The 25,185-nt window shown below is 59.3% G+C and carries 30 protein-coding genes; 21 read left to right on the top strand and 9 right to left on the bottom strand.

Annotated elements, in window-relative coordinates:
* Window positions 1–37: 37 nt before the first annotated feature.
* Entirely contained in the window at window positions 38–952 is a 915-nt protein-coding gene (locus ACR0CE_RS11880; protein ID WP_480832579.1) for a DMT family transporter, read from the bottom strand.
* Entirely contained in the window at window positions 949–1,827 is an 879-nt protein-coding gene (locus tag ACR0CE_RS11875; RefSeq protein WP_480832643.1) for a LysR family transcriptional regulator, read from the bottom strand. Before ACR0CE_RS11875 ends, ACR0CE_RS11880 begins: the two co-directional genes overlap by 4 nt.
* 119 nt (window positions 1,828–1,946) lie before the next feature.
* Between ACR0CE_RS11875 and ACR0CE_RS11870 the strand changes: the two genes are divergently transcribed.
* Both ACR0CE_RS11870 and ACR0CE_RS11865 read left to right on the top strand, forming a co-directional pair.
* Window positions 1,947–2,528 (top strand): FMN-dependent NADH-azoreductase, encoded by a 582-nt coding sequence (locus ACR0CE_RS11870; protein ID WP_480832577.1) that lies wholly within the window; start codon window positions 1,947–1,949, stop codon window positions 2,526–2,528.
* A 72-nt stretch (window positions 2,529–2,600) separates the two neighbouring features.
* Window positions 2,601–3,338, top strand: a complete 738-nt coding sequence (locus ACR0CE_RS11865) for an aspartate/glutamate racemase family protein (RefSeq protein ID WP_480538732.1) — start codon at window positions 2,601–2,603, stop codon at window positions 3,336–3,338.
* Here ACR0CE_RS11865 and ACR0CE_RS11860 read toward each other — a convergent pair whose 3' ends face one another.
* Window positions 3,339–3,869, bottom strand: a complete 531-nt coding sequence (locus tag ACR0CE_RS11860) for a prolyl-tRNA synthetase associated domain-containing protein (RefSeq protein ID WP_480832575.1) — start codon at window positions 3,867–3,869, stop codon at window positions 3,339–3,341.
* Window positions 3,870–3,956: 87 nt separating this feature from the next.
* On the opposite strand from ACR0CE_RS11860, the gene ACR0CE_RS11855 reads away from it, so the two are divergent.
* On the top strand, window positions 3,957–4,472 hold the full coding sequence (locus ACR0CE_RS11855) for a hypothetical protein (protein ID WP_480832574.1): 516 nt from the start codon (window positions 3,957–3,959) through the stop codon (window positions 4,470–4,472).
* Window positions 4,473–4,475: 3 nt separating this feature from the next.
* On the opposite strand, the gene ACR0CE_RS11850 is transcribed toward ACR0CE_RS11855, so the two are convergent.
* A complete protein-coding gene (locus tag ACR0CE_RS11850) occupies window positions 4,476–5,363 on the bottom strand; it encodes a sulfotransferase domain-containing protein (RefSeq protein ID WP_480507339.1) in 888 nt (295 codons plus the stop codon).
* A 258-nt stretch (window positions 5,364–5,621) separates the two neighbouring features.
* Between ACR0CE_RS11850 and ffh the strand changes: the two genes are divergently transcribed.
* The 10 genes from ffh (at window position 5,622) to trmD (ending at window position 11,949) form a co-directional block, all read left to right on the top strand.
* Window positions 5,622–7,130 (top strand): signal recognition particle protein, encoded by a 1,509-nt coding sequence (gene ffh, locus ACR0CE_RS11845; protein WP_480774172.1) that lies wholly within the window; start codon window positions 5,622–5,624, stop codon window positions 7,128–7,130.
* Window positions 7,130–7,684, top strand: coding sequence for a GNAT family N-acetyltransferase (locus ACR0CE_RS11840; protein WP_480546184.1), 555 nt, complete (start codon window positions 7,130–7,132; stop codon window positions 7,682–7,684). The genes ffh and ACR0CE_RS11840 overlap by 1 nt, the downstream gene beginning before the upstream one ends.
* Window positions 7,681–8,223 (top strand): GNAT family N-acetyltransferase, encoded by a 543-nt coding sequence (locus tag ACR0CE_RS11835; protein ID WP_480832571.1) that lies wholly within the window; start codon window positions 7,681–7,683, stop codon window positions 8,221–8,223. The genes ACR0CE_RS11840 and ACR0CE_RS11835 overlap by 4 nt, the downstream gene beginning before the upstream one ends.
* Window positions 8,220–8,516, top strand: coding sequence for a chorismate mutase (locus ACR0CE_RS11830; RefSeq protein ID WP_209506121.1), 297 nt, complete (start codon window positions 8,220–8,222; stop codon window positions 8,514–8,516). Before ACR0CE_RS11835 ends, ACR0CE_RS11830 begins: the two co-directional genes overlap by 4 nt.
* 122 nt (window positions 8,517–8,638) lie before the next feature.
* Entirely contained in the window at window positions 8,639–9,028 is a 390-nt protein-coding gene (rpsP, locus tag ACR0CE_RS11825) for a 30S ribosomal protein S16 (protein ID WP_209506119.1), read from the top strand.
* Window positions 9,029–9,040: 12 nt separating this feature from the next.
* Window positions 9,041–9,676 carry a 5,6-dimethylbenzimidazole synthase gene (bluB, locus tag ACR0CE_RS11820; protein ID WP_480832569.1) on the top strand — a complete coding sequence of 212 codons (636 nt, stop codon included), beginning with the start codon at window positions 9,041–9,043 and terminating at the stop codon, window positions 9,674–9,676.
* Between the two features lie 6 nt (window positions 9,677–9,682).
* Complete coding sequence (locus ACR0CE_RS11815; protein WP_209506115.1) at window positions 9,683–9,832, top strand: hypothetical protein; 150 nt, start codon at window positions 9,683–9,685, stop codon at window positions 9,830–9,832.
* Window positions 9,825–10,328, top strand: a complete 504-nt coding sequence (gene rimM / locus ACR0CE_RS11810) for a ribosome maturation factor RimM (protein WP_480832567.1) — start codon at window positions 9,825–9,827, stop codon at window positions 10,326–10,328. Before ACR0CE_RS11815 ends, rimM begins: the two co-directional genes overlap by 8 nt.
* Window positions 10,328–11,143 carry a hypothetical protein gene (locus ACR0CE_RS11805; protein ID WP_480832565.1) on the top strand — a complete coding sequence of 272 codons (816 nt, stop codon included), beginning with the start codon at window positions 10,328–10,330 and terminating at the stop codon, window positions 11,141–11,143. Before rimM ends, ACR0CE_RS11805 begins: the two co-directional genes overlap by 1 nt.
* On the top strand, window positions 11,140–11,949 hold the full coding sequence (trmD, locus tag ACR0CE_RS11800; RefSeq protein ID WP_480832563.1) for a tRNA (guanosine(37)-N1)-methyltransferase TrmD: 810 nt from the start codon (window positions 11,140–11,142) through the stop codon (window positions 11,947–11,949). Before ACR0CE_RS11805 ends, trmD begins: the two co-directional genes overlap by 4 nt.
* 125 nt (window positions 11,950–12,074) lie before the next feature.
* On the opposite strand, the gene ACR0CE_RS11795 is transcribed toward trmD, so the two are convergent.
* A complete protein-coding gene (locus tag ACR0CE_RS11795; protein WP_480832561.1) occupies window positions 12,075–12,875 on the bottom strand; it encodes a glycoside hydrolase family 25 protein in 801 nt (266 codons plus the stop codon).
* 379 nt (window positions 12,876–13,254) lie between these two features.
* Between ACR0CE_RS11795 and rplS the strand changes: the two genes are divergently transcribed.
* The gene (rplS, locus tag ACR0CE_RS11790; RefSeq protein WP_267366771.1) at window positions 13,255–13,638 is read left to right on the top strand and encodes a 50S ribosomal protein L19; all 384 of its coding nucleotides are present in this window, start codon (window positions 13,255–13,257) and stop codon (window positions 13,636–13,638) included.
* Window positions 13,639–13,649: 11 nt separating this feature from the next.
* Entirely contained in the window at window positions 13,650–13,871 is a 222-nt protein-coding gene (gene rpmE, locus ACR0CE_RS11785) for a 50S ribosomal protein L31 (protein WP_267366773.1), read from the top strand.
* A 54-nt stretch (window positions 13,872–13,925) separates the two neighbouring features.
* On the opposite strand, the gene ACR0CE_RS11780 is transcribed toward rpmE, so the two are convergent.
* Window positions 13,926–15,536: an MFS transporter gene (locus ACR0CE_RS11780; protein ID WP_480832559.1), complete on the bottom strand. Its 1,611-nt coding sequence runs from the start codon at window positions 15,534–15,536 to the stop codon at window positions 13,926–13,928.
* Between the two features lie 486 nt (window positions 15,537–16,022).
* On the opposite strand from ACR0CE_RS11780, the gene ACR0CE_RS11775 reads away from it, so the two are divergent.
* Window positions 16,023–16,832, top strand: a complete 810-nt coding sequence (locus ACR0CE_RS11775) for a division plane positioning ATPase MipZ (protein ID WP_267367261.1) — start codon at window positions 16,023–16,025, stop codon at window positions 16,830–16,832.
* A 73-nt stretch (window positions 16,833–16,905) separates the two neighbouring features.
* Here the strand turns inward: ACR0CE_RS11775 and ACR0CE_RS11770 are convergent, their stop codons facing one another.
* From ACR0CE_RS11770 to ACR0CE_RS11760, 3 genes are all read right to left on the bottom strand, one after another.
* Window positions 16,906–17,520: a PIN domain-containing protein gene (locus ACR0CE_RS11770; RefSeq protein WP_480492738.1), complete on the bottom strand. Its 615-nt coding sequence runs from the start codon at window positions 17,518–17,520 to the stop codon at window positions 16,906–16,908.
* A gap of 228 nt (window positions 17,521–17,748) precedes the next feature.
* The gene (locus ACR0CE_RS11765) at window positions 17,749–18,999 is read right to left on the bottom strand and encodes an adenylate/guanylate cyclase domain-containing protein (protein WP_480832558.1); all 1,251 of its coding nucleotides are present in this window, start codon (window positions 18,997–18,999) and stop codon (window positions 17,749–17,751) included.
* A 60-nt stretch (window positions 19,000–19,059) separates the two neighbouring features.
* Window positions 19,060–19,512, bottom strand: a complete 453-nt coding sequence (locus ACR0CE_RS11760) for a MarR family winged helix-turn-helix transcriptional regulator (protein WP_480487209.1) — start codon at window positions 19,510–19,512, stop codon at window positions 19,060–19,062.
* Between the two features lie 57 nt (window positions 19,513–19,569).
* Here ACR0CE_RS11760 and hmgA point away from each other — a divergent pair, with 57 nt between their 5' ends.
* The 5 genes from hmgA to ACR0CE_RS11735 all read left to right on the top strand — a co-directional run bounded on the left by hmgA (window position 19,570) and on the right by ACR0CE_RS11735 (window position 25,180).
* Window positions 19,570–20,925, top strand: a complete 1,356-nt coding sequence (gene hmgA, locus ACR0CE_RS11755) for a homogentisate 1,2-dioxygenase (protein WP_480832556.1) — start codon at window positions 19,570–19,572, stop codon at window positions 20,923–20,925.
* Window positions 20,926–20,967: 42 nt separating this feature from the next.
* Window positions 20,968–21,096: a hypothetical protein gene (locus ACR0CE_RS11750; protein ID WP_480492720.1), complete on the top strand. Its 129-nt coding sequence runs from the start codon at window positions 20,968–20,970 to the stop codon at window positions 21,094–21,096.
* A 44-nt stretch (window positions 21,097–21,140) separates the two neighbouring features.
* Window positions 21,141–22,397: a fumarylacetoacetase gene (fahA, locus tag ACR0CE_RS11745; RefSeq protein ID WP_480483799.1), complete on the top strand. Its 1,257-nt coding sequence runs from the start codon at window positions 21,141–21,143 to the stop codon at window positions 22,395–22,397.
* Between the two features lie 87 nt (window positions 22,398–22,484).
* The gene (locus ACR0CE_RS11740) at window positions 22,485–23,435 is read left to right on the top strand and encodes an MBL fold metallo-hydrolase (RefSeq protein ID WP_480507312.1); all 951 of its coding nucleotides are present in this window, start codon (window positions 22,485–22,487) and stop codon (window positions 23,433–23,435) included.
* Between the two features lie 134 nt (window positions 23,436–23,569).
* Window positions 23,570–25,180 carry an FAD-dependent oxidoreductase gene (locus tag ACR0CE_RS11735; protein ID WP_480832553.1) on the top strand — a complete coding sequence of 537 codons (1,611 nt, stop codon included), beginning with the start codon at window positions 23,570–23,572 and terminating at the stop codon, window positions 25,178–25,180.
* The last annotated feature ends 5 nt before the right edge of the window (window positions 25,181–25,185 follow it).

Raw genomic sequence — 25,185 nt, 5'->3', positions numbered from 1 at the left:
GTGGGCAATCCGTACCGGTTTCAGACCGGGAGCGGCCTTATTCAGCTGCCCGGCGTTGGGGGCTGTTGCGCGGGGCCTCTTCTTTCAGCAGCATCAGCAGGGCAATGACCGTCAGCGCCACACCGCCCAGGATCAATCCCGTCGGGACAGGTTTGCCCAGCGCGATTTCCCACAGGATCACCCAGCTTGGCACCAGATAGGTATAGGCCATGACCTTGGCCGACGGCAGCCGAAGCGAGGAGAATTGCACCAGAACGAAACTGGCCGCTGTTGCGAAGAATGAGATATAGAACAACCCGATCCAGACAATAGCGGGAAGAGCTGCCCAATCGGTCGCCTTCAGGTCGGACCAGCCGAACAGGACCAATAACAGGCACCCGGCAACCAGCGTTCCGAACGTGAACACGACGGCAGGTTCTCCGCGGTTCAGCCTGCGGATCATGGGGGTGTAAATCGCGTGCGCGACACATCCCCAGAAATAGATGATCTCGCCCCCGCCGATCTGGAAGGCGCGGAACATCTGCCAGTCGGCCCGAAAGATCACCCATAGCGCCCCAATCGCACCGATGGACAGGGCCATTGCCATGCGCGGCGTGGTGATCTGGCGCAGCAGGACCCAGCCCGCAATGGCCGAGACAACGGGGGTCAGGGTGAAAACCGCGGCAGCGCTGACCGGCGGGGCAGTTTGCAGCCCGTAGAACATCAGGACAAAATAGGTGGCAAAAAACCCGCCCAGCACCAGATACCGCCAGGGCGCCTGTGCGGCACTGCGGGGCAGACCGGTTGTCGCCAGTGCCGCCACACCAATCACCACAGCCGCAATGGCAAAGCGCACCGCATTCAAGGCAGCAGGGGCAATTTCGTTGGCAATCATCGACCCAAGCGAGAAGCTGCCTGCGACAAGGGCCGAAAAGGCCAGCATGGCCAGATGGCCACGCATCTGCGGGTTCATGGACACCAGCCTTTGGAGGCTTCTTTCAGAAAACTCAGGAACGCTTGTACCTTGGTCGTTCGGTGCAGGTCCACATGGGTCACCAGCCACAGGTTGCCGAACCATTCCGGAAGCGGGTCGATCACTTCGACCAGAGTGTCATGACGGGCGGCCTCCCAACGGGCCATAAAGCCGATACCGGCACCGGCCAGAACGGCCTCGCGCATACAGAAATTGTTGGTGCAGCGAAAGGTGATGCGGTCGGCGGATACCGTGTTGCGCAGCCACCGGGTGAACGGCGCGCGGCTGCTTTCATCGTCAGAGCTGACGAAGTGGTGGTTTCCGAAATCCTCGATGCCCGAAGGTTTGCCGTGCCGTTCGATATACGAGATGCTGGCATAGAGGCCGACTTCTTCCTGCCGGAAGGGCTGCACAACGTTGTCGGGTTGATCCGGGGCCGATCCCGCACGGATTGCAACATGCGCCTCGCCATATTCCAGCCGGAACAGACGGTCTCCGGTCAGGTAGCGCACGATCAGCTCGGGGTGCATCTTTTGAAATTCGGTCAGCGTCGGCACCACCAATGGCGCGATGGAGCCCAGCGACGTCACCACCAGTTCGCCGGACACATCGTCACCGCGCCCCTTCATCCGGCCGACAAGCTGGTTGAACTGGTCTTCGGTAGCCTGCGCCACGCGCAGCAAATCGTCGCCCGCTTCGGTCGGGGTGTATCCCCGCGCATGGCGCTGGAACAGTTTGACACCCAACCGGGCCTCGATCGCGTCGATGTGGCGGATCACCGTGGCGTGGTGCACGCCCAGAACCTCGGCGGCACCGCTGACGGTTCCCATGCGTGCCACCTGATAGGCGGTCCTCACCTCATCCCAATTGTCCATCGTCACACCGTTCTGTGCAATTTCCAACAATAACTGTTGATGTATCCGAGTTTTGTTCGCAAACGCAACAGCCATATTGGGATCAGAACAAGATTACCCTGACCTTAAGGACCCAGAAAATGGCTAAAACCATCCTACATATCGACGCCTCTGCCCGCCGCGTGGCTTCGACCACCCGCGACCTGTCTGACAGCATCGTCCGGCAGTTGGGTGCGGACCGCATCATCCGCCGCGACCTGGCTACCCCCCTGCCCCTGCTGACCGAAGACTGGATCGCCGCCAACTTTACCCCGGCCGAGCAGCGCGACGACCTGCAGCGCGACCGGCTGGCCCTTTCGGACGCGCTGGTGACCGAATTGCAAGAGGCCGATACCATCGTTATCGGCCTGCCGATCTACAACTTCTCGGTCCCCGCTGCATTCAAGGCCTGGATCGACCTGGTCGCCCGCGCGGGCCTGACCTTTTCCTATTCGGAGAACGGCCCAAAAGGGTTGCTGGAGGGGAAACGCGCCATTCTGGCAATCGCGTCGGGCGGTACTGCCGTCGGATCCGAGATCGACTTTGCCACCAACTATGTGCGTCACGTTCTGGGCTTTATCGGCATCCATGATGTAGCGGTCATCGCTGCGGATCAGATGGCGGTGAACCCCGAAGCCGCGTTGGAAAACGCCAAAAAGGCGGTGACAGAACTGGCGGCCTGATCGCCTCTGGTCATTGAGCCCTGAAACGTCCAGTCTGCTGGTCAGATGGAACTGGCGGACTGGATGGCGCGCATGAAAAAGATCGGAATTCTGGGCGGTGTGGGTTGGGCCTCGACCGTGGACTATTACCGTGCCATTGCCGAGGGTGCCGGGCGTCACTTTGCGGCGCGCGGCCACGGCGCGCCCCTGCCGATCCCTGCCATGACCATCGAGTCCGTCACACAGGCCAAGACCCGCGCCTTGCGGGGTGTCGCCGGGGACGAAGCCAGCTGGGCGGCGTTTGATGCGGTGTTTCGCGACGCGCTGCTGACGCTGGAGCGCGCAGGATGCGATTTTGGCATCATAGCGTCCAACACCCCGCACGCGCGGCTGCACGCGATCAGACAGGGTGTTTCCATGCCCATCCTCAGCATTTTCGATGCAACGGCAGAGGCCACGGCCAGCACAGGCGTGTCAAACGCATTGGTGCTGGGAACAACCGTGACAATGCAGGCCACCAACTATGCGGATCGTCTGGCGGCCGAGGGCATCACCGCAAATGCGCGGCTGCCCGACCCCGAGATTTCCGAGATGCAGGCGATGATCGACAGTGATTTCTACGGTGGTGCCTCTGATGCGGCGCGCGCAAGGCTGCTGGCCTTTTGCAACAAACACGCCCGTCCCGGAACCGCCATCCTGCTGGCCTGTACCGAACTGCCGCTTGCCTTTCCAAAGCATCTGGATGACCCGGTATTCGAGGCCGACGGGCACCTGTTCATCAACCCGTCCGCCGCGCATGTCGCCGCCGCGCTGAAACTGGCGCTAGAGTGATCAGGGCAGCCACGTAACGGTGCAACCGATGCGATCGAAGAACGCCATCACGTCGGATTGATTCATCAGAACGGTACGGTCATTGACCAACGGGTGCATATAAATCATCTCGGCCCCTTGGGCGGCGGCGTCCATGAAGAACTGCACATCGTTCTGCACACCGTTGATCATCGCCAGCGGGCTGACCGCGCCGGGGCGAATACCTAGGTTCTGCAACAGCCGGTCTGCCGACCCAAAGGACAGGGCGCCGACACCCAGTTCTGCGCCCAGCGCCTTGAGGTCAATCTCGCGGCTTTGTTCCAGCGTCACCAGGTAGTTGCGCTTTTTCTTGTCGCGCAGATACAGGTTCTTGACCCGCAACGCGTTCTCGCCCGGCACCATGAACTGGCCTTCTACGGCCTTGGAGTCCTCGACCGTGCGCAAGGGAACATGGGTATGCAGGCGGTAGGGCAGCCCCCAATCATCCAGCTGCGCCAACAGCACGTCAGAACTGAGCGGCAATGTATCCTGAAATGTGGATGATGCGTCCATGAGGCCCTCCTGTTTGTAGCGCTCATCGCGCAACATGGCAGCGAATTCAAGCTGGGGCAGAGCAGAAAACGGTGCTAGCGTGTTGCCATGAAAGTCACACGAAACACTCCGACCCAACTGATCCTTGCCGACACGCCCTGGTTCATCGGAATCATGCTGGTCTTTTTCATACTGGCCTTTGTCGGCGCAGGGCTGGTCATGGTCAGTGACGGCGGCGAGAATATCTGGTTCGGGCTGTTCTTTGCACTAATCGGCGGCGGGCTAGGTGTCGGGGCGTTCTGCGTTTTCGTGCGGCGGGTTCAGGTCATTCTGGACCGCACAAAGAACAGCATTCTGATACGAAGGCAGTCTGTCTTTGGCTATGAGGCGGTTGAGCATCAGCTGTCCAGCCTGTCCCATGCCGAAGTTGAAAGCTCGACTTTCCGCAGCGACAGCAGCAGTTCGACGCTGTATCGCCCGGTTCTGGTGCTGGACAAGGGAATGAGCAAAGGGCGTCATCCGATTGTCGATGCGTACTCGAACGGGCGCGGCGCGCATAAACTGGTGGACGCGGTCAATGCATGGCTGCCCGCGCAGCAGGAAGACGCGAAGGAACAGGCCTGACGATTACAGAACTTGTCCATGCTCCAGCCAGGCTCGGTCAGCCGGTGTCACCATTTCGGACAGGCGCGCGTCGTACCGGGCCATGTCATCGGCGGTCAGCTTTCCCTCCCATTTATTGCTGGTCCCGGACGCGAAGAACTGCGCGTAATCCTGAAACGCGCTTTTGAAACCGGGCTGCTGCGAAGCGCGCCGGGCGTTTTCCTTCATTGAACCAAAGCTTGCGGCTTCAGCGATATCGTCGATCATTTCTGGTGCGATCTCGGTCCCCAAGATGTTTGCGATCCGCGCCGCCTGCCCCGGCAAATCACGGCTGAGTTCCGCGTAATGCAGGAAATGAATGTTTGGCAGATGCCGGAACGCGCAGAATGAACGGTAATGGTGGACGTATGAGGCCAGCGTCAGATCGTCAGTGCCCTTTGACGAGGCGGGCCGGTCCAGAAACATCGCGAAGGCTTCGGAAAGATCATCGGGAAACAGGTAGTCCAGCCAGTCGTCTTTCATGTTTTCCACATGGCGGCGCAGCGAGAAATGCACGTCAACCGGATGGCGATGCACCACCAGATAGGTCGCATCCGGGGAATAGGTGATCCCGTCCAATGGCGTGTGGGTCTTGATGCACCGTCTGTGCGTCTGTGCGGCAAGTATTCTGTCCTGCTCCTCACGATCTCTGAACCCGCAATCCAGCCAGGGAGAGACCGCGTTGTTGTACACGACTGGATCCGCGGTTTTGGTGATCAGCATTCGTACCAGCGTCTGCGTCCACGTGGTGCCGCATTTGGGAGGCGTGCAGACAAAGATGTCGTCGGGACGGATTACGAAGTCGGACCAGATATCGGTATTCGTGACTTCACCGACATAATCCTTGGTGCGCTGCGGCAATGGTTGACTCATGACCAAACTCCAAAACTGACCCCGACCTTTGGACGCTACACCAAGTGGCCAGATGCTCAAAGCGTTTGCCTTGACTCGCAGCGCCCAGAGGCGTAGATGACCGCCAAACATCCGGAAGCGTCTTGATCTTCCGGTCCCTTGAGTCGTTCAGGGATCGCCCCCCACCAGCGAGTTTCGCCCGTGGGGGCGTTTGTGCATTTAACCGACGCATCCTATCTAGGACGCGCCATCAGATAACCGGCTAAGGAGGCCGAAGGCATGTTTGAAAATCTATCCGAACGCCTTTCCGGCGTCTTTGACCGGCTGACCAAACAGGGTGCCCTGTCCGAGGAAGACGTCAAGACCGCCCTGCGCGAGGTCCGTGTTGCCCTGCTTGAGGCCGACGTCTCGCTGCCGGTGGCGCGTGAATTCGTCAAGAAGGTGCAGGACCAGGCAACCGGTCAGGCGGTGACCAAGTCGATCACCCCCGGTCAGCAGGTCGTCAAGATCGTACATGACGCGCTGGTCGATACCCTGCGTGGCGAGGAAGACCCCGGCAAGCTGAAGATCGACAACCCGCCTGCCCCGATCCTGATGGTTGGTTTGCAGGGTTCGGGTAAGACCACCACCACCGGTAAGCTTGCCAAACGCCTGAAAGAGAAAGAGGGCAAGAAGGTCCTGATGGCCTCGCTCGACGTTTATCGCCCGGCGGCGATGGACCAGCTGGCGGTTCTGGGCGCGCAGGTCGGTGTTGATACGCTGCCGATTGTACCGGGCCAGAAACCCGTCGACATCGCCAAGCGCGCCAAGCAGCAAGCCACATTGGGCGGCTATGACGTCTATATGCTGGATACCGCCGGTCGCCTGCATATCGACGAAGTGCTGATGGACGAGGTCGAGCAGGTCCGCAATGCGGTTGACCCGCGCGAGACCCTGCTGGTGGTTGACGGCCTGACCGGTCAGGTCGCCGTTGAAGTGGCCGAAGAATTCGACGCCAAGGTCGGCATCTCGGGCGTGGTCCTGACCCGGATGGACGGGGACGGGCGCGGTGGTGCGGCGCTGTCGATGCGCGCAGTGACTGGCAAGCCTATTCGCTTTGTCGGTCTGGGCGAGAAGATGGACGCGCTGGAGACCTTTGAGCCGGACCGGATCGCCGGACGTATTCTGGGCATGGGCGACATCGTTGCCCTGGTCGAAAAGGCCCAGGAAACGATGGAGATGGAACAGACCGAGCGCATGATGAAGCGCATGGTCAAAGGTCAGTTCAACATGAACGACCTGAAGATGCAGCTGGAACAGATGATCCAGATGGGTGGCATGCAGGGCATGATGGGCATGATGCCGGGCATGGGCAAAATGGCCAAGCAGATGGATCAGGCGGGTCTGGACGACAAGATCCTGCGCCAGCAGATCGCCTTGATCCAGTCCATGACCAAACGCGAACGCGCCAACCCACAGCTGCTGCAAGCCAGCCGCAAGAAACGGATTGCAGCCGGTTCGGGAATGGAGGTCAGCGACCTCAACAAGCTGCTCAAGATGCACCGGCAGATGTCGGACATGATGAAAAAGATGGGCAAGATGGGCAAAGGCAAGATGCTGAAACAGGCCATGAAGGGCATGTTCGGCAAAGGCGGCCCCAGCCCCGAAGACATGGCAACCGGCATGGACCCCAAGGCACTGGAACAGGCGGCCAAGGCGATGGGCGGCAAAATGCCCGGCGGACTGCCCGGCCTGGGCGGAGGCATGGGGCTGCCTCAGGGCCTGAGCGGGTTTGGCAAGAAGAAGTAATGAACGCCATCGCCCAACATATCCCCCGGCTTGAAACCGAGCGCCTGATCCTGCGCGCGCCGTCCGAGGCTGATCTGGACGCCGATACCGCGTTTTTCGCCAGCGATGCGGCGAAATTCGTCGGCGGGCCACTGCGCCGGGATGAGGTCTGGCGACTGATCGCTTCGCTGCTGGGCCACTGGTCCCTGCGCGGTTACGGGTTCTGGAGCGCCGAAGAAAAAGCCTCGGGCACTTATGTCGGGCGGATCGGGCTTTGGTGCCCCGAAGGCTGGCCCGAACCCGAAATCGGCTGGACCCTGATGAACCATGCCACCGGCAAGGGATATGCGACCGAGGCGGCACTGGCCGCGCGGTCTTATGCGTATGATGTTCTGGGGTGGGAGACGGCGATCTCGCTGATTGATCTGGACAATCATGCCAGCAAGGCCGTGGCGAAACGGCTGGGCGCGCAGTTCGAGTATCACTATGACCATCCCAAATTCGGCAAGTCCGAGATTTGGCGGCACCCCGCGCCTGCCGATCTGGTGAATGGCGGGATGGAGGCCTACGCATGACCGCGTTCACCATCCCCACCGTTGAAACCGAACGTCTGATCCTGCGTGCCCCGCATCTGGATGATCTGCCTGCGCTGACCGCATTCTTTGCAACCGAGCGCAGCCATATGGTAGGCGGCCCCCGGGACGCGCTGGAAAGCTGGGGCATGTTGGCCAGACGCCTTGGGCACTGGGCGTTGAAAGGATTTGGCCTTTGGCACCTGACCGAGAAATCCAGCGGTCGGTTCGCAGGCAACGTCGGCCTGATTGACGCCCCCGGCTGGGACGAGCCTGAACTGGGCTGGACCGTGATGGAAGATTTCGAAGGCAAAGGCTTTGCCTACGAGGCGGCGCTTGCCGCCCGGTCCTATGCGGCGCGGCATCAGGGCCTGAACGGGGTGATTTCGTATATCGCCCACAAAAACGACCGTTCGCGCGCTTTGGCCGAGCGGTTGGGTGCAACGCTGGAGCGTGACAATGCCGAACTGCTGGGCCAGTCCTGCCAGGTGTGGCGGCACCCCAAGATTGACGTTTCGACAGCCGAAAGGACCGGCCAATGAACAACCCCGTGACACGCGCGGCTGCATTGCTGAAAGAGCATCGCGAAAGCATCGACCGGCTGGATGCGATCCTTGTCTATACGCTGGGCGAGCGGTTCAAACACACACAGGCCGTTGGCAAGCTCAAGGCCGAACACAACCTTCCCCCGTCCGATCCCTCGCGTGAGGCCACGCAGATCGCACGGCTTGAAGACCTGGCGAAAGAGGCCGATCTGGACCCCGATTTCGCCAAGGCTTTTCTGAATTTCATCATTCAGGAAGTCATCCGACACCACAGGAAACACCAAGGGTGAACCAGAGGTTCAGCAAGTTAGAAGTGAACCAGAGGTTCAACAAACACCAGAATTAACCGGAAAAGACACCGGCCAATCAAATACACGCCTCCGGCGTGATGCCATTCAAAGGAGATACCACCATGGCAATGAAAATTCGTCTCGCCCGCGCAGGCTCGAAAAAACGTCCGTTTTACCGCATCGTGGCGGCTGACAGCCGGATGCCGCGCGACGGCCGTTTCATCGAGAAACTGGGCACCTACAACCCGCTGCTGCCGAAAGACAGCGAAGAGCGTGTGAAAATGGACATGGAACGCGTTCAGCACTGGCTGGATCAGGGCGCCCAGCCCACCGACCGTATCGCGCGTATGCTGGAAGCTGCCGGCACCCGTGACAAGGCCGAGCGCAACAACCCCAACAAGGGTACCCCGGGCAAGAAAGCTCAGGAACGCGCGGAAGAGAAAGCTGCAAAGGCTGCGGAAGCTGCCGAAGCGGCTGCTGCACCGGCTGAAGAAGCGGCTGCAGAAGAATAAGCAGGCCGAAGCGTGCGGGATCAGACCTTTACTGACGCATTTCGCACGCAGTTCGATCTGTTGTTGCGGCTCCGGCGCGATGTGCGCCGGTTCCGCGGCGACGCGGTAGACGAGGCAGTGCTTGCGCGCTGCCTCGACGCGTTTCGGCTGGCCCCGTCCGTGGGGCTGAGCGAACCCTGGCGCGTGATCCGCGTCGAAAGCGCAGCGGCCCGGGCTGCGGCGCTAAGGAATTTCCAAACCGCCAATGATGACGCCCTGGCGGGATATTCCGGCGACAGGGCGCAGCTTTACAGCCGCCTGAAACTGTCAGGGATGCAGGAAGCGCCGGTGCAACTGGCCGTCTTCTGCGACGACAGCACCGACAAGGGATTGGGTCTTGGCGCGGGCTCGATGCCCGAGATGCGGCGTTATTCCGTGGTCTCTGCCATCACCCTGTTCTGGCTGGCCCTACGGGCAGAGGGGCTGGGGCTGGGCTGGGTATCCATTCTGGACCCCGAGCAGATGGCGCGCGATCTGGATGTGCCGGACAACTGGCGTCTGATCGGGTATTTTTGCGTCGGGTGGCCAGAACAGGTGTCCGACACCCCCGAACTTGAGCAGGTTGGCTGGGAAAACCGGGCCGACAGCCTGAAGATCGAAACAAGGTAGGGCAGCATGTTCGGATTGATACGCCTTCCCATTCTGCTGCTGATCGCCTTTATTGTGGGCGTGTTCTTTGAGCGCAACAATCAGCGCGAAGCCTGCGAAGGGCTAGGCGAATGGAGAAACGGGATCTGTTTGACGACGGGGGCTGCCAATGAATGATCTGATCTGCGTCGGCAGCGTCGCGGGGTCTTATGGTGTACGCGGTGAAGTGCGCCTGAAAAGCTTCTGCGCCGTTCCCGAAGATATCGAGACGTATTCGCCACTGACGGATGAAACCGGTAAGGAACGTTATCCGGTGGTTCTGACGCGTACGATCAAGAACGGTTTTGCCGCCCGTCTTGGCGGGGTTGAAACCAAGGAACAGGCGGATGCCCTGAACGGTTTGCGCCTGTTTGCGCGGCGCGATCAGTTGCCCTCGTTGCCCGATGACGAGTTCTACCACACAGACCTGATCGGGCTTGAGGTCTATGACACCGGCGGCACCCTGCTGGGCAAGGTCAAATCCGTGCAGAACCACGGGGCCACGGACCTGTTGGAACTACACGGGCCGGGCCTGAAGGCGACGGTTCTGCTGCCGTTCACGATGCTGGTGGTGCCAACCGTCGATCTGGAACAGGGCCGCATTGTGGCCGACCCGCCCGAAGGCCTGATCTGATGCGACGTGTTCTGCTGCATCTGGGTTTTCACAAGACCGGCATGACGGCAGCACAGTCCTTTCTGCATGAAAACCGCGAGCTGATCTGGCCTCATTTCGCTCTGGTCCTTCCGTATAAGACCCGCAAGGCCGGTTTAAGCGAAGCGGCCACGCGCCATTCGATCTATCGACTGGATGACACGCTGGCGGGTTTTGGCGGTCAGTTGCACACTTTTTTCGACGGTCTGGATTTCGGAGCACGCCGAGGATTGATCCTGAGCGAAGAGAATTTTCTGGGCCTGCGCCCCAGCAGGAACAAAATCGAAGGATACGGGGCCGCACCCGAACTGGCGGAAACGGTCGTCAGCGTGCTGCGCCGCCGTCTGGTGGGCGAAGAAACCGACATCACCGTCTACCTGTCGTTACGCAATCGCGATGTGTGGTTGCGCAGCCTTTGGGCCCACGATCTTCAACTGTCGCGCATGGTTCAGGACCTGGACGGATTTTGCGCCGATCTTGCGCATCTGCCATCGCCACAGGACACGGCAGACCGGATCAGAGACCGGTTGCCAACTGTCACGGTACGGACCGCGTGGATGGAAGCGCTGAAAGGCCACCACCTTGGATTGGGCGCACCATTTGCCGAATTTCTCGACCTGCCACCCGGGAAATCTGCGCAGCTTGTGAAGCCTGTGCATGAAAGCCCTCAGCTGTCCGACGACGTCCTGAGGGAACTGCTGGCCCTGAACCGATCATCGCTGGACGAAGCAGCGTTAATCACTCAGAAAAAGGCCCTGATTCGAACCGCCCAACATGAACTGGCCCGCCAGAAATGACTGACAAACCCGGCAAATCCCATGGTCGCAAGGCGATCCGGGCCACGCTGAAACCGCGTGAGCTGATGACACCCACCCCGGACCTGCACGGCGTCTGGAAGGCCAAGATCATCACCCTGTTTCCAACCGCCTTTCCGGGCGTTCTGGGAGAAAGCCTGACCGGCAAGGCGCTGCAGGAGGGGTTGTGGCAGCTGGAAACCGTGGACTTGCGGCAATTCGGCGTCGGCAGGCATCGCAACGTGGATGACACGCCTGCCGGGGGCGGCGCGGGTATGGTTTTGCGGCCCGATGTGTTGGGCGAAGCCATCGAGCACACCATGGCGGGCATTCAGGGCAACTGGCCACTGATTTACCTCAGCCCGCGCGGGCGGCGCATGGACCAGCGCATGATGCAGACCCTTGCGCGCTGCGATGGCATGACCCTGTTGTGTGGCCGGTTCGAAGGCGTGGATGAGCGCGTGCTGGAGCATTACGGTGTGCAGGAGGTCTCCTTAGGTGATTTCGTGATGACCGGTGGTGAGATTGCGGCACAGGCCCTGATCGATGCCACAGTGCGCCTGATCCCCGGCGTTCTGGGCAATCAGGCCTCGACCAAAGAGGAAAGCTTTTCCTCGGGCCTGCTGGAACATCCTCAATACACTCGCCCGGCGGATTGGAAAGGCCACCAGATACCCGAGGTTCTGGTGTCGGGCCACCATGGCCGCATCGCCGAATGGCGCCACAAGATGGCTGAGGACATTACCCGCGAGCGCCGCCCGGATATCTGGGCTGACTATGAAATATCCCGGTCGGATTCGTCTGAGTGATAGGCCGGATTGTTGCACACTTGCCGCAGGTCTAGTGTGCGCAACGCCTTTGGGGAAGAGCGGGAGCGCCGGTTGGACCATCAGGTTGGCGGCGGCACCATTGAAACCTACGGCGCACCAAAGACCTAACCTCCGGCCTTCCATCTGGCCCAGACGTCTGGCGTGCCGTTGAAGGTGTTGATGTCCACCCGGCCCTGAACGCCCGGAACCAGACCGGTGCCGGTATATTGCCAGAACCGCCAGACCGCGCGGGGATAGACATTGCGGGGATGGCCTGCAACCGACCTCAGCCAGAACTCGGTCTTGGGCAGGCGCCCGATATCGGTGTCTTCATAGAAATCCACCGTGGTATAGACGATCGGGCGGCGGCCATAGTGTCGTTCGAGAATGTCCAGAAAACGCTGCGCCTCGGCGCGGACGGTTCTGCCATCGGGGCGCAGCGTGCAGGTCTTGGAATGCGGTGTCCATTCCATATCCAGCACATGCGGCAGGTCTGCCCCTTTGGGCACGTTCTGGATGAACCAGCGGGCCTGTTCCCGGGCCGACCGGCAGAAATAATAATAGTGATAGGCGCCCCAGGGCACACCGGCCGACTGCGCGCCGCGGCGGTGATCGTCGAACAGGGGATCGGCCACGTCGCCGCCTTCGGTCGCTTTCAGAAACACAAAGCTGACACCTGATGCCCGGGCCGTGCGCCAGTCAATCGGCCCCTGCCAGCGTGACACGTCAAGGCCATGGATCGGGTATTGTCTGGGGTGACGCCCTTCCCAGTCATGGGGATCCGCGTCGCCAAAATCGGGGTAGATCACAAGCGGTGCTGTCCTGTCCACGCCCGGAACGGGTTCTACGGCCTGAGGTTTCGGGCCGCCCCGCCCGCAAGACATCAGCGCGACGGCCGTTATGGCCAGCATGAATGCCAATCGCATCATAGGGTCCTGTCTGAAATATCTGCTCATATTATTTGCCTCAGAATGCCTGATCTGGGCCGCTTGGCAACGCCTTACTTTCAGGCTGGCGGATTCCTACCGGCGCCTTGGGCAAGACAGGGCGTTTTTCCCTTGATCCCTGCCGGCAATACCCTTAAACGACCGCAATCCGGTGCCGCGTTCTGCGACTCCGGTGTTTTGGTTTGCACCATGGCGTGACGTCCCGCTTTCTTCGGCAGGGATGCGTCGGGTCAGGCCAGACCAAAGGAACATTCGATCTGACCTCTGGCGGGCTGTACGCAGGACCCGGTGAAGACCAAGAGCTCTCAGGCCGTGCCCAACTTCGTGGACCAACCACGAGCAGATAGGAGAAACTGCGATGGACCTGATCGCACAGCTTGAGGCGGAACAGATTGCCGCCCTGGGGAAAGACATCCCCGATTTCAAAGCCGGTGACACCATTCGTGTCGGCTATAAGGTGACCGAAGGGTCGCGCACCCGTGTGCAGAACTACGAAGGCGTCTGCATCGCGCGCAACAACGGCAGCGGCATTGCCGGTTCGTTCACCGTTCGCAAAATCTCGTTTGGCGAAGGCGTGGAGCGTGTGTTCCCGCTGTATTCGACCAATATCGACAGCATCACCGTTGTCCGCCGTGGTCGCGTTCGCCGCGCCAAACTGTACTATCTGCGCTCGCGTCGCGGTAAATCCGCACGTATCGCAGAGGTCACCAACTACAAGCCCAAAGCTGGCGCCGAAGCGTAAGGAGCGGAAAGATGAAAAAAGACATCCATCCCGATTATCACGTCATCGACGTCAAGATGACCGATGGCACCGTCGTTCAGATGAAATCCACCTGGGGCAGCGAAGGCGACCAGCTGGCACTGGAAATCGACCCTTCGGTACATCCTGCATGGACCGGTGGTTCGTCGCGCCTGTTGGACGCTGGCGGCCGCGTGTCGAAGTTCAAGAAGAAATACGAAGGCCTGGGTTTCTGAACCTTTGCCACAGTCTTTCAAAGGAAGGTCGCCAGCGGGCGGCCTTCTTTCGTTTCAGGCCCCTGCTTTCCCCGGTTTCTGATCCTTGGGTTTCGTGAGTTCGGCCGCGTCGTGCAATGGCGGAACCGGACCGCGCAGCAACAGCAGCGCGATCACCAGCCCGATACAGGCCGCGATAGCAGCCATGAGCATCGCCGCATCAAATGCATTATCCTGCAGGTCCCGTAATGCTTTGGCCAGTGTTGAGCCTGTTGACGGGTCAAGCCCGGCAATCAACTGTTCCACCTGTGTTGCCGTGCCATGCGTCAGGGCGCGCGCAAGGTCGCCGCGCTGTGCCGACCCGTCGGGCAGCGCCGCGATGACTTCGGACAGGCCGGAGCGGATGGTCAGGGATGCGGCCAGACCGCCGACAACCGATCCCATCGTGGCCCCGAAATACAGGAATGTGTTGATCACCCCGGACCCCTGTCCGACATGTTCGTCGGGTAGCAACCGAAGCCCGAGACGGGGCAGCAACGAAAAACAAATGCCGATGCCAACCCCCACAATGATCAGCTTCCACCAGATTTCAGCATAGCTGTCGATGTTCGAGGTTGTTGTCAAAAGCAGGAAGCCGCAGGCCATCAATCCCATTGCGACGGTCACCGGCCATTGAAAACTGTATGGCGCAAGCAGGCGCGGAGCGGTGACGGAAATGACAAACATGCTCAGGCTTAGCGGCAGTATCGCGACGCCTGCCTCAACCGGTGAATAGCCGAACGCGTCCGGGGATTGGACGAACACGTTGAAATAGATAAAGAAACAAAACAACGCAAATCCCACAAAGAACATCCCCGTTGCCGCCATAAGGTAGCGCGGGTGCCGGAAATATCGGAACTCGACCAGCGGATCGTCGCTGCGCCGCGAGGTATAAACCAGACCGACAGCCGCCAAAGCGGCGACCCCCAAAGGAACAATGGTCAGGGCATTGTCCCATCCGCGTGCTTCACCGTTGCTGAGTGCGAATGACAATGGACCCAGAAGCAAGACAATGGCTATCGCCCCTGCGGTATCGAATTTCGCACCCTGAAGGCGCGTATCCGGGACATAGTTTTTCCTGCTGACCTGCAGGCCGATCACAAACGCAATGGCAAGCAATACAAGGTCCGTGGCGAATACCCCGCGCCAGCTCAGGAAGTTGGCAAAACTTCCTCCGACTATGGGCCCGACGCCTATCGCAAGGCCCACGATTGCGCCCCAAACACCGGTCACGCTGGCCCGTTGTTCCTCGGGCGTTGCGGCGGTCAGCAGGGACAATGAGGTGCCGAACAGGGCCGCAGCCCCCGCCCCCTGCGCGCCACGCCCAATCAGCAGCATCGCCGCGTTCTGTGAAAACAACACAGAAGCAGAGCCGCAGGCAAACACGATCATACCAAAGAAAAAGATACCCATCTTGCCCGTGATGTCCCCAAGCCGACTTACAATCGTCACAAGGGTCGCGCTGGCCACCGTATAGATCGCCATCACCCATTGCAGGCCCGAAGGTGTCAGGTCGAACTCGGCCTTCAGATATGGAAGGATGGTCGCAACAGCGGTTGTGTTGAAGCCAACGACCATCATGCAAATGGCCGTCATTGCAAGAACAACGTGTGAACCGCCTGAACTTTCCGCAGCAGTGTCCGGCATGCCAATGCCCCTTTCACCTGCCTTGAAGATGAACCGAAGAGGACCCCTGCAAAACCTGCAAGACTGTTCGGTGTAAATCTGTTTGGTATTTAACCAAATTTTCCGTCCCCCGCATAGTTTTCCCGATCCGGCCCAACCGGCGCCACCGCGAAAGGACCCATTGGGCGGGCGATCCGTGCGTGTATGAATCAGGCAAAAGGCGCGATTGATTCCGACGCGGATCGTTGCAGGCAGCGGTTGGTGTATGCGTTCGGAAACAGGCGCTGACGCAGCGATTTCGCCGCCAAAACCGCGATCGGCTTGCCGATCAAGGCAGATCAACCGACAGGCGCCTTCGTGTAACCCGCGCACGGCGCTGTGTTTTCCAAAATAGAGTCCGATAATGCCCAAAAGCGCCGCTTGAGGTTCTTTTCATCGCAGGCGACACAACATATAGTGGGTGCCAACAACGTGTAGTCAAACACGGCAAGACTTGGGAATACAAGCATGGCACATATCATTGTGGTCGGGAACGAAAAAGGCGGCGCTGGCAAATCGACCGTGTCGATGCATGTGGCAACCGCATTGGCCCGACTGGGTCACAAGGTCAGCACGCTTGATCTGGACCTGCGGCAACGCAGCCTTGGACGGTATTTCGAGAACCGGAACAACTTTCTGAAAAGCGCGGGCCTGACGCTGCCCGGCCCCCGCCATCACGACCTGCCCGAGATCGATGCCAGCACGCTGAAGCCGGGCGAGAATATCTACGACCACCGCCTGTCTGCTGCCGTGTCGCAACTGGAAAGCGACAGTGACTTTATCCTGATCGACTGCCCCGGCTCCCATACTCGCCTGAGCCAAGTGGCCCATTCGCTGGCCGACACGCTGATCACCCCTTTGAACGACAGTTTCATCGATTTTGACCTGCTGGCGCGGATTGATTCAAAGGGTGAGAAAATCCTCGGCCCGTCCGTCTATTCCGAGATGGTCTGGAATGCCCGGCAATTGCGGGCGCAGGCCGGGCTGAAGCCCATCGACTGGGTCGTTGTGCGCAACCGCGTCGGTACCCAGCGCATGGTCAACAAGGAAAAGATGCAGCGCGCGATCGAAATGCTGTCGCAGCGCATCGGCTTCCGCGTCGCTTCGGGCTTTTCCGAACGGGTGATCTTTCGCGAACTGTTTCCGCGCGGCCTGACCCTGCTGGATCTCAAGGATATTGGCGTCAAACAGCTGAATATCTCGAACATCGCAGCACGGCAGGAACTGCGCGACATGATGCGAGAGCTGAACCTGCCGGGTGTCGAAATCGATTTCTGATCAGCTGTATTGGAGGCTGGTCTGCGCGGCAAACGGGCAATTCAAAACGCGAAATTCTCAGCCCCTAAGCCAGTCAGTGCTGGGTAATGTCGGGGCCATAACTGACTGATTGATCCGAAAAGACTACGTGACCACGTCTTTTCAACTCATCAACCAGCCTTTCCAGCTCTTCCTGCTCCAAGGTCTTTAAAAAAAGTGCGTTCATCGTTCCCTTAAGGGTTTTGATCTTCCTAGGACGCGAAGTTCCTCTAGACTTCAAGCTGTCAACAATCGCATCAATTTTTTGATCCAGCGAGCTTGCATTCGAGATTTTGACGAATGGGATCTCGGATAGGTCTGCATGACGGAAAGCGGGGAGCTTCCTTTGTCGCAGATGTGCAATCAATGGGTCGAAGCCTTTGTCACGAGAAATAACATGAAAACACGCATTGGCGTCTTTGGTAGAGAGTTCTCCTAAGTAGAACGCAATATGAAAGTCCAAGGCGTTCGAGCCATTCCCTGCTATCTTCTGATAAACAGCATTTTCTCCCAAGCTTTGCAGTGCTTGTGCAAAGTCATAGGGTATGCTTTTTTGATTGGCTCCTACGAAAACAATCAAGGTGCAAACATGTCCCCGAAGGAGTTCGAGGTTCTTGGGTTGAACATTTTCAAAGTCGATTAGTATGTAGTTGTTTTTCAAAGGCCGCACTCCAATTCGAGCTCAATGCAAATACAGGACGCCGGATCAGGTCAATATGAAGGTTTCCCTGATTACCCTGCTTAAAACCGCATTGTCGGCAATGGCCTCAAACCCGCCATTCGTACAAATCCTCACCATTCTCGAACATTCGCTCCAACCCGCCGCTCGTACCCAGCTAAACAAAGGTGTTCCTTCACGACTTTCAGTTTCGGAATCGCTGAAGGAATAGCCTCGGTTTCACTTGGAATCTGATGGCCCGCCGGGACTGTATACTGTGAACAGCTCTTTGGGTTCGTTCACCCCGCGCAGCATGTAGCGCCCGACCGAGATGAGGTCTTGTGCGCAGGGGCGTGCCGCGACCGCGACGTCGTCCGAGATCAGGATTTGCTGACCCAGCGACCGGTGCATACCCGCGATGCGGGCGGCCTGATTGACGGCGGGGCCGATCACCGTGAAATCCAGCCGCGTTTCAGACCCGATATTGCCATACAGGATTTCGCCGGAATGCAGGGCCAGCGTGAAATTCGCAACCGGCAACCCCTGCGCCTGACGTCTGGCGTTCAATTCATCCATACGGGCTTGCAGCAAGGGCACCGCGCTGAGCGCGGCACGGGCGTCCTCGTCGATTTCGCCGACATCGAACATGGCCATCAGCCCATCGCCCATGAATTTCAGGATATTCCCACCCTTGTCGTGCACAACGCCCACGGCCACGGCCAGGTAATCATTGAGCATGTCGATGATCTCGTGACCCGGCAGATCTTCAGACAGGTTGGTGAACCCTTCCAGATCGAAATTCCAGATCACCGCATCGATCTGCTGCAATGATCCGCGACGAATCTCACCCGACAGGACGCGGCGCCCGGCATCACGACCCAGATAGACCCGCATCAGGTCTTCGGTCAGGTTCTGGTTCTTGGCGGATTTGAGCGCCAGCCCCAGATGCGGCAATACCGCATGAATGTGCCTGAGATCGCTGTCATCAAACCCGGACGGCGCATCGCTGGCCCAGGACATCAGGACGCCATCACTGACTTTTTTGGTACCGTCGGGGCGCATCTTCCCCGACCCCTCATACGAGATGCCGGTGGCATAATAATCGGTCGCCCCAACCTCTCTCAGGTCGTTCAACAACGGAAATCGGCTGGGTTCATTATGGTCGACCAGTTTGACCCGGATTTCATCCAGATCCTCGTTCAGCAGCGCATAAAGCGGGCTTTGTTGCCACATTTCGCTGGGCGTATCCGTGTTTTCAAACTTCTCGGATTCACCGCCGGTGCTTTTGTACCAGCTATATCCGGTTCCGCCATAAACCGGGTGCAAGGTCGACTGCGCCGCATGAAACCGCATCAGCGGAATGCCCATATCGACCAGGCTGGTGCAGAAGCCTTCCAGCAACTCTTCCTGCCCGGCACCCTCAAGCCCCTTCTGGACCAACCAGTCGATCAGGGTGTGTGTGGACACCTTGGCAGGTTCGAATGACGTCATTTCAAATTCCGTATCAAGCATGACACATATCTGGGGACGGCAGGTGCCAATTACCAGTGGTCAGTCCACACCAGCCAACCGTCGCAACATCTGGCGCAGCAAGGCGGCCTCTTTTTCGCTGAACAGGTCCGACAGCCTGGCGTCATAGCTTGCCGCCACCCCGTACAAGTCGCGATACACGGCTTGCCCGGCGGGTGTCAGTGTCAGCCATTCCGCCCGCCGATCAGCCTCGTCCCGTGTGCGTTTCAGGTACCGGCGCTCCTCGAGCTTGGAGACTGCACGGCTGATCTTGGTCTTGTGCATTCTGGCCCGTTCACCAATTTCCTTGGCGGTCATTTCGCCAAACAGCCCCAGATGGAACAGCACCCGCCATTCGGTTCTGAGCATTCCGTACCGCCCCTTGTAGACAGCCTGAAATTCCAACGAGGCGCGCTCGGCCGCCTGGTTCAGCAGGAACGGCAGAAAATTCTGCAGGAAAAAGTCATCATTTTTTTCAGATTCGTCATGTGTCATGCTTGTTAGTTACAAAATCAACTATTAACCGACAAGCAGCAAACGGAGGAATACGTAATGAACCGTCCGACGGATCCGCATTCATTGACGCAAGCAGCAACGCCTGTTGGTACCCATGCCGGTTACATGCCCGGCTTTGGCAACGACTTTGAAACCGAGGCGCTGCCCGATGCGCTGCCGCAGGGGATGAACAGCCCGCAAAGGTGCAACTACGGGCTTTACGGTGAACAGCTGAGCGGCACGGCCTTTACCGCCAACCCGCCTGAACGCACCTGGTGCTATCGTATTCGCCCGTCGGTAAAGCATTCGCACCGTTACGAAAAAATCGACCTGCCCTATTGGAAATCGGCCCCCTGCATCGACCCGGATGTGATCAGCCTGGGCCAGTATCGCTGGGACCCGGTGCCGCATTCCGATGAAGGTCTGAACTGGATGACCGGGATGCGGACCATGACGACGGCGGGGGATGTGAACACCCAGGTTGGCATGGCCTGCCACATCTATCTGGTCACCGAATCCATGGTCGACGACTATTTCTTCTCGGCTGATTCCGAGTTGCTGGTGGTGCCACAGGAAGGGCGCCTGCGCTTTGCGACTGAACTGGGAATCATTGACCTTGAGCCCAAAGAAATCGCGATCATCCCGCGTGGACTGCTGTACCGGGTTGAAGTTCTGGAAGGCCCGGCACGCGGCTTTGTCTGCGAGAATTACGGCCAGAAATTCGAACTGCCGGGTCGCGGTCCGATCGGGGCCAACTGCATGGCCAACCCGCGCGATTTCAAAGCTCCGGTCGCTGCCTATGAGGATCGTGAAACCCCGTCGACCGTGACAATCAAATGGTGCGGCCTGTTTCATACCACTAAAATCGGACACAGCCCGTTGGATGTGGTGGCGTGGCACGGCAATTATGCACCCTACAAATACGATCTGCGCAACTATTGCCCGGTTGGCGCGATCCTGTTTGACCATCCCGACCCGTCGATCTTTACCGTTCTGACGGCACCCTCTGGCCAGCCCGGCACCGCAAATATCGACTTTGTCCTGTTCCGCGAACGCTGGATGGTGATGGAGGATACGTTCCGCCCGCCCTGGTATCACAAGAACATCATGTCCGAGCTGATGGGCAACATCTACGGTCAATACGATGCGAAACCGCAGGGCTTCGTTCCCGGTGGCACCAGCCTGCACAACATGATGATCCCGCATGGCCCCGACAGGGAAGCCTTTGACAAGGCGTCCTATTCCAATCTGGGGCCGGAAAAGCTGGACCAGACGATGTCGTTCATGTTCGAAACCCGGTTCCCCCAGCACCTGACACCGTTTGCCGCCAATGAGGCACCGCTGCAGGACGACTATATCGACTGCTGGACATCGCTTGAGAAGAAGTTCGACGGCACACCGGGCAAGAAATGACCCTCAGACCGGGTTCGCCAGACGGCACCCGTCCTGACGGCGATGAACATACCCATTCCGGTTGCAGACGTCTTGTCGCCGCAACCGGAAAACAAAGACGGGACCCTGGCAGTCGACATGCTGCAACTGCGCCCGCTGTGGGCTTTGGCGCCTGTCTATTCGGGGTTATGATCGTTTCGAACCACGTACCAAATATAGCAAAATAGGGGCAAAATATGCCTTTGATGAAGTCCTGGGTGGCCTCGGCCAATGACGCGGCGCATCCGTTTCCACTGAACAACCTGCCTTACGGTGTCTTCTCGACCGAAGGCAATGATCCGCGCTGCGGCGTGGCCATCGGTGACATGATCCTCGACGTTACCGCCGCCGAAGCCGAGGGGTTAATCACCCTAAGCGATGAGCCGCTGTTCGATCTGCCGTTCTGGAACCCTTTGATGGAGGAAGGCCCCGCCGTCTGGGCGGCCCTGCGTGAGCGGCTGATCAGCATTCTGGCCGAGGGCTCGGACGAGCAAAGCAAGATCGAACCGCTGCTTGTACCGCAGGCCGAAGCCCAGATGCACTTGCCCTTCGCGGTCAGCGAATACACCGATTTCTACGCCGGGCGAAACCATGCCTTCAACGTGGGCACCATGTTCCGTGGCCCGGAAAACGCGCTGCCGCCGAACTGGTTGCACATTCCGATTGGCTATAACGGACGGGCGTCCTCGGTCGTGGTGTCCGGCACGGATATCCGCCGCCCGTGGGGACAGCTGAAATCCCCCGATCAGGACCTGCCCGCCTTCCTGCCCTGCCGCCGCTTTGATATCGAGTTGGAGATGGGCGCCATCGTGGGCACGCCCTCGGATGGCCCGATAACCGTGCAGGAAGCTGACGACCATATCTTCGGCTACGTTCTGCTGAACGACTGGTCGGCACGTGATATACAAGCCTGGGAATACCAGCCGCTGGGCCCGTTTCAGGCCAAGGCAACCGCAACCTCGATCAGCCCCTGGATCGTGACCAAGGCTGCACTCGAGCCGTTCCGCTGTGACACGCCAGCCCGCGAGTTCGCGCTGCTGGACCACCTCAAGGATTGCGGCCCGATGCTGTATGACATCGATTTGGCCGTCTCCATGGCACCCGAAGGCCAAGACGCCACGACCATCGCGCGAACCAACTACAACCAGATGTACTATTCCGCCGCGCAACAACTGGCCCACCACACCACATCGGGATGCCCGATGAACACGGGCGACCTGCTGGGGTCAGGCACCATATCCGGCCCAACCAAGCCCGAACGCGGATCACTTCTGGAACTCAGCTGGGGCGGGAAAGAGCCGCTGACGCTGGACACAGGTGAAACCCGAAGCTTCATCGAAGACGGCGACACGATGACCCTGACCGGCGCTGCCAGGGGCGACGGCTATACTATCGGGTTCGGCGACTGTACCGGCACCGTTCTGCCTGCACTCAACTCCCCATTCGAACGATGACGCACTGAGCTTCATCTTTTTCCAAATACTCCCGCCGGAGGCATCCAACCCCTGCCTTCCGCGCAACCGCAAAAGGACAAAACCAAGATGGCCAAAGCATTCGCGTCCCAGGGGGACATGTCGGAAAAGAAAATCTCGTTCACCGAGGTGGGCGAAGGGCTTTATGCTTTCACCGCCGAGGGTGACCCGAACTCGGGCGTGATCATTGGCGATGACAGCGTGATGATCGTCGAGGCACAGGCGACCCCGCGCCTGGCCAATAAGGTAATCGAATGCGTGCGGTCTGTGACCGACAAGCCGATCACCCACGTGGCGCTGACCCATTACCACGCTGTGCGGGTTTTGGGTGCCAGCGCTTTTGGCGCACAACAGATTCTGATGTCCGACATGGCCCGCGCCATGGTGGTGGAACGCGGTCAGGAAGACTGGGACAGCGAATTCCAGCGCTTCCCGCGCCTGTTCGAAGGGCATGAAAGCATTCCTGGCCTGACCTGGCCCACCACCACATTCAGCGACACGATGACCGTTTATCTGGGCAATCGCCGGATCGACCTGATGCATCTGGGGCGCGCCCATACCGCCGGTGATATCGTCATCCACGTGCCAGACCAGAACGTGATGTTCACCGGCGACATCGTCGAATATCACTCGGCCTGCTATTGCGGTGACGGGCATTTCAACGACTGGGGCGACACGCTGGACGAGATCAAGTGGTTCGATGTCGACGCCATCGCACCGGGACGCGGCGATGCGCTGGTTGGCAAGGACATGGTCAATGCCGCCATCGAAAACACCCGCGATTTCGTCGAAAGCACCTACCGCCCGGCGGCCAGGGTTGCGGCGCGCGGTGGCAGCCTGAAAGAGGCATGGGATGCCGTCCGTGCCGAATGTGACCCGAAATTCGCCAATTACGCGATCTACGAACACTGCCTGCCGTTCAACGTCGCCCGCGCCTACGACGAAGCCCGTGGCATCGACACACCCCGCATCTGGACCGCCCAGCGCGATCTTGAGATGTGGGAGGCCCTGCAAGGGTAAGGAAAAACGGCCCAGTTTGATCCAGATCGTTTTAGGCGGCGGGATTCAATGAAACCATATGCCAAAGGCTTCGGCACATGTTGCCGGGGCACAGGACATGCAGCACTTTGGCCCATCTGCTTGGGGGGAAGCCCATGAACAAGATCTTTGAAACTCCGCTTTACGGCTATGAACGCAGTCCGGATCAGGACAGCCCGACGCCAGTTCGGCGCAAGGTTATCGTGATCGGCGCGGGCCCGGTTGGTCTGGCCGCCGCGATTGATCTGGCGCAGCAAGGGGTTGACGTCGTGGTTCTGGATGAGAATGACAAGGTCAGTTTCGGCAGCCGCGCCATCTGTTTCTCGCAACGCACGCTGGAAATTGCCGACCGGCTGGGATGCGGGCGCCGACTGGTCGACAAGGGCGTCCTGTGGGACCGGGGCAAGGTCTTCTTCGATGATCGGCAGGTCTATGACTTCAACCTGCAACCGGATGAAGGTTATGCCAACCCTGCCTTCATCAACCTTCAGCAATACCATTTTGAGAACTATTTCGTTGAACGGGTCCGCGAGTTGCAGGCAGAAGGCGCACCGATTGAGATACGCGGACGCAACAAGGTCGAGGCGATTGGCACGCATGACGATCACGTGCGGCTGGAGGTCGAGACACCAGAAGGACCTTACACAATCGAAGCCGATTGGCTGATTGCCTGTGATGGCGCGACATCCCCTGCCCGGCGGATGTTGGGCATTGATTTCGAAGGACGGATATTTGAAGACAACTTCCTGATTGCAGACGTGATCATGGATGCGGATTTTCCGTCTGAACGCTGGTTCTGGTTCGATCCGCCGTTCAATCGCGGGCAATCCGCCTTGCTGCACAAACAGCCCGACAATGTGTGGCGCATCGACCTGCAACTGGGTTGGGATATCGACAAGGAACGCGAAAAGCGCCCGGAGAACGTGATTCCCCGCCTCAAGGCGATGCTGGGCGATGATGTCGAGTTTCAGCTGGAATGGGTCTCGATCTATACGTTCCAGTGCCGCCGCATGGAAAGCTTCCGCAAGGGACGTGTCCTGTTTGCGGGCGACAGCGCGCATCAGGTCAGCCCCTTTGGCGCGCGTGGGGCCAATTCCGGCCTTCAGGACACCGACAACCTGTGCTGGAAACTGAAGCTGGTTCTGGATGGGAAAGCGCCTGAAACTCTGCTGGACAGCTACAACACCGAACGCGTGTACGGGGCCGACGAGAACATCCTGAATTCCAGCCGCTCGACCGATTTCATCACCCCAAAATCCGAAATGTCGCGGATCCTGCGCGATGCGGTTCTGGACCTGAGCGAACATTATGATTTCGCGCGCCCGCTGGTGAATTCGGGCCGCCTGAGCCAGCCCTGCACCTATGACGGATCCTCGCTGAATTCCGCGGACGCGCTGAACGGCCCGGCCGGAACGCGCCCGGGTTCGGCCTGTCCCGACGCTCCGCTTGGTGACGAGTTTCTGCTGCCCAAGCTTGCAGGCAAGTTCACGCTTTTGACCATTGATGCAGACGCCCCTGATACCCTGGAAGAAGATGGGATCGAGGTCACGCGACTGGCGTTGTCGGTCAAGGATGATATGACGCTGGCCCTCAAACGCCGCTATCTGGGTGACGCGACCAGCGCGGTCTACCTGATCCGCCCGGACCAGCATGTGGCGGCCCGGCGTGACAGTTACGAAGAAAACACCTTCCGGCACGCGATCCGCAGAGCCTGCGGTAAGGAGTAAGCCCC

The organism is Ruegeria sp. L11, from assembly GCF_056531755.1.
This window is presented reverse-complemented; position numbering and strand designations above follow the sequence as displayed.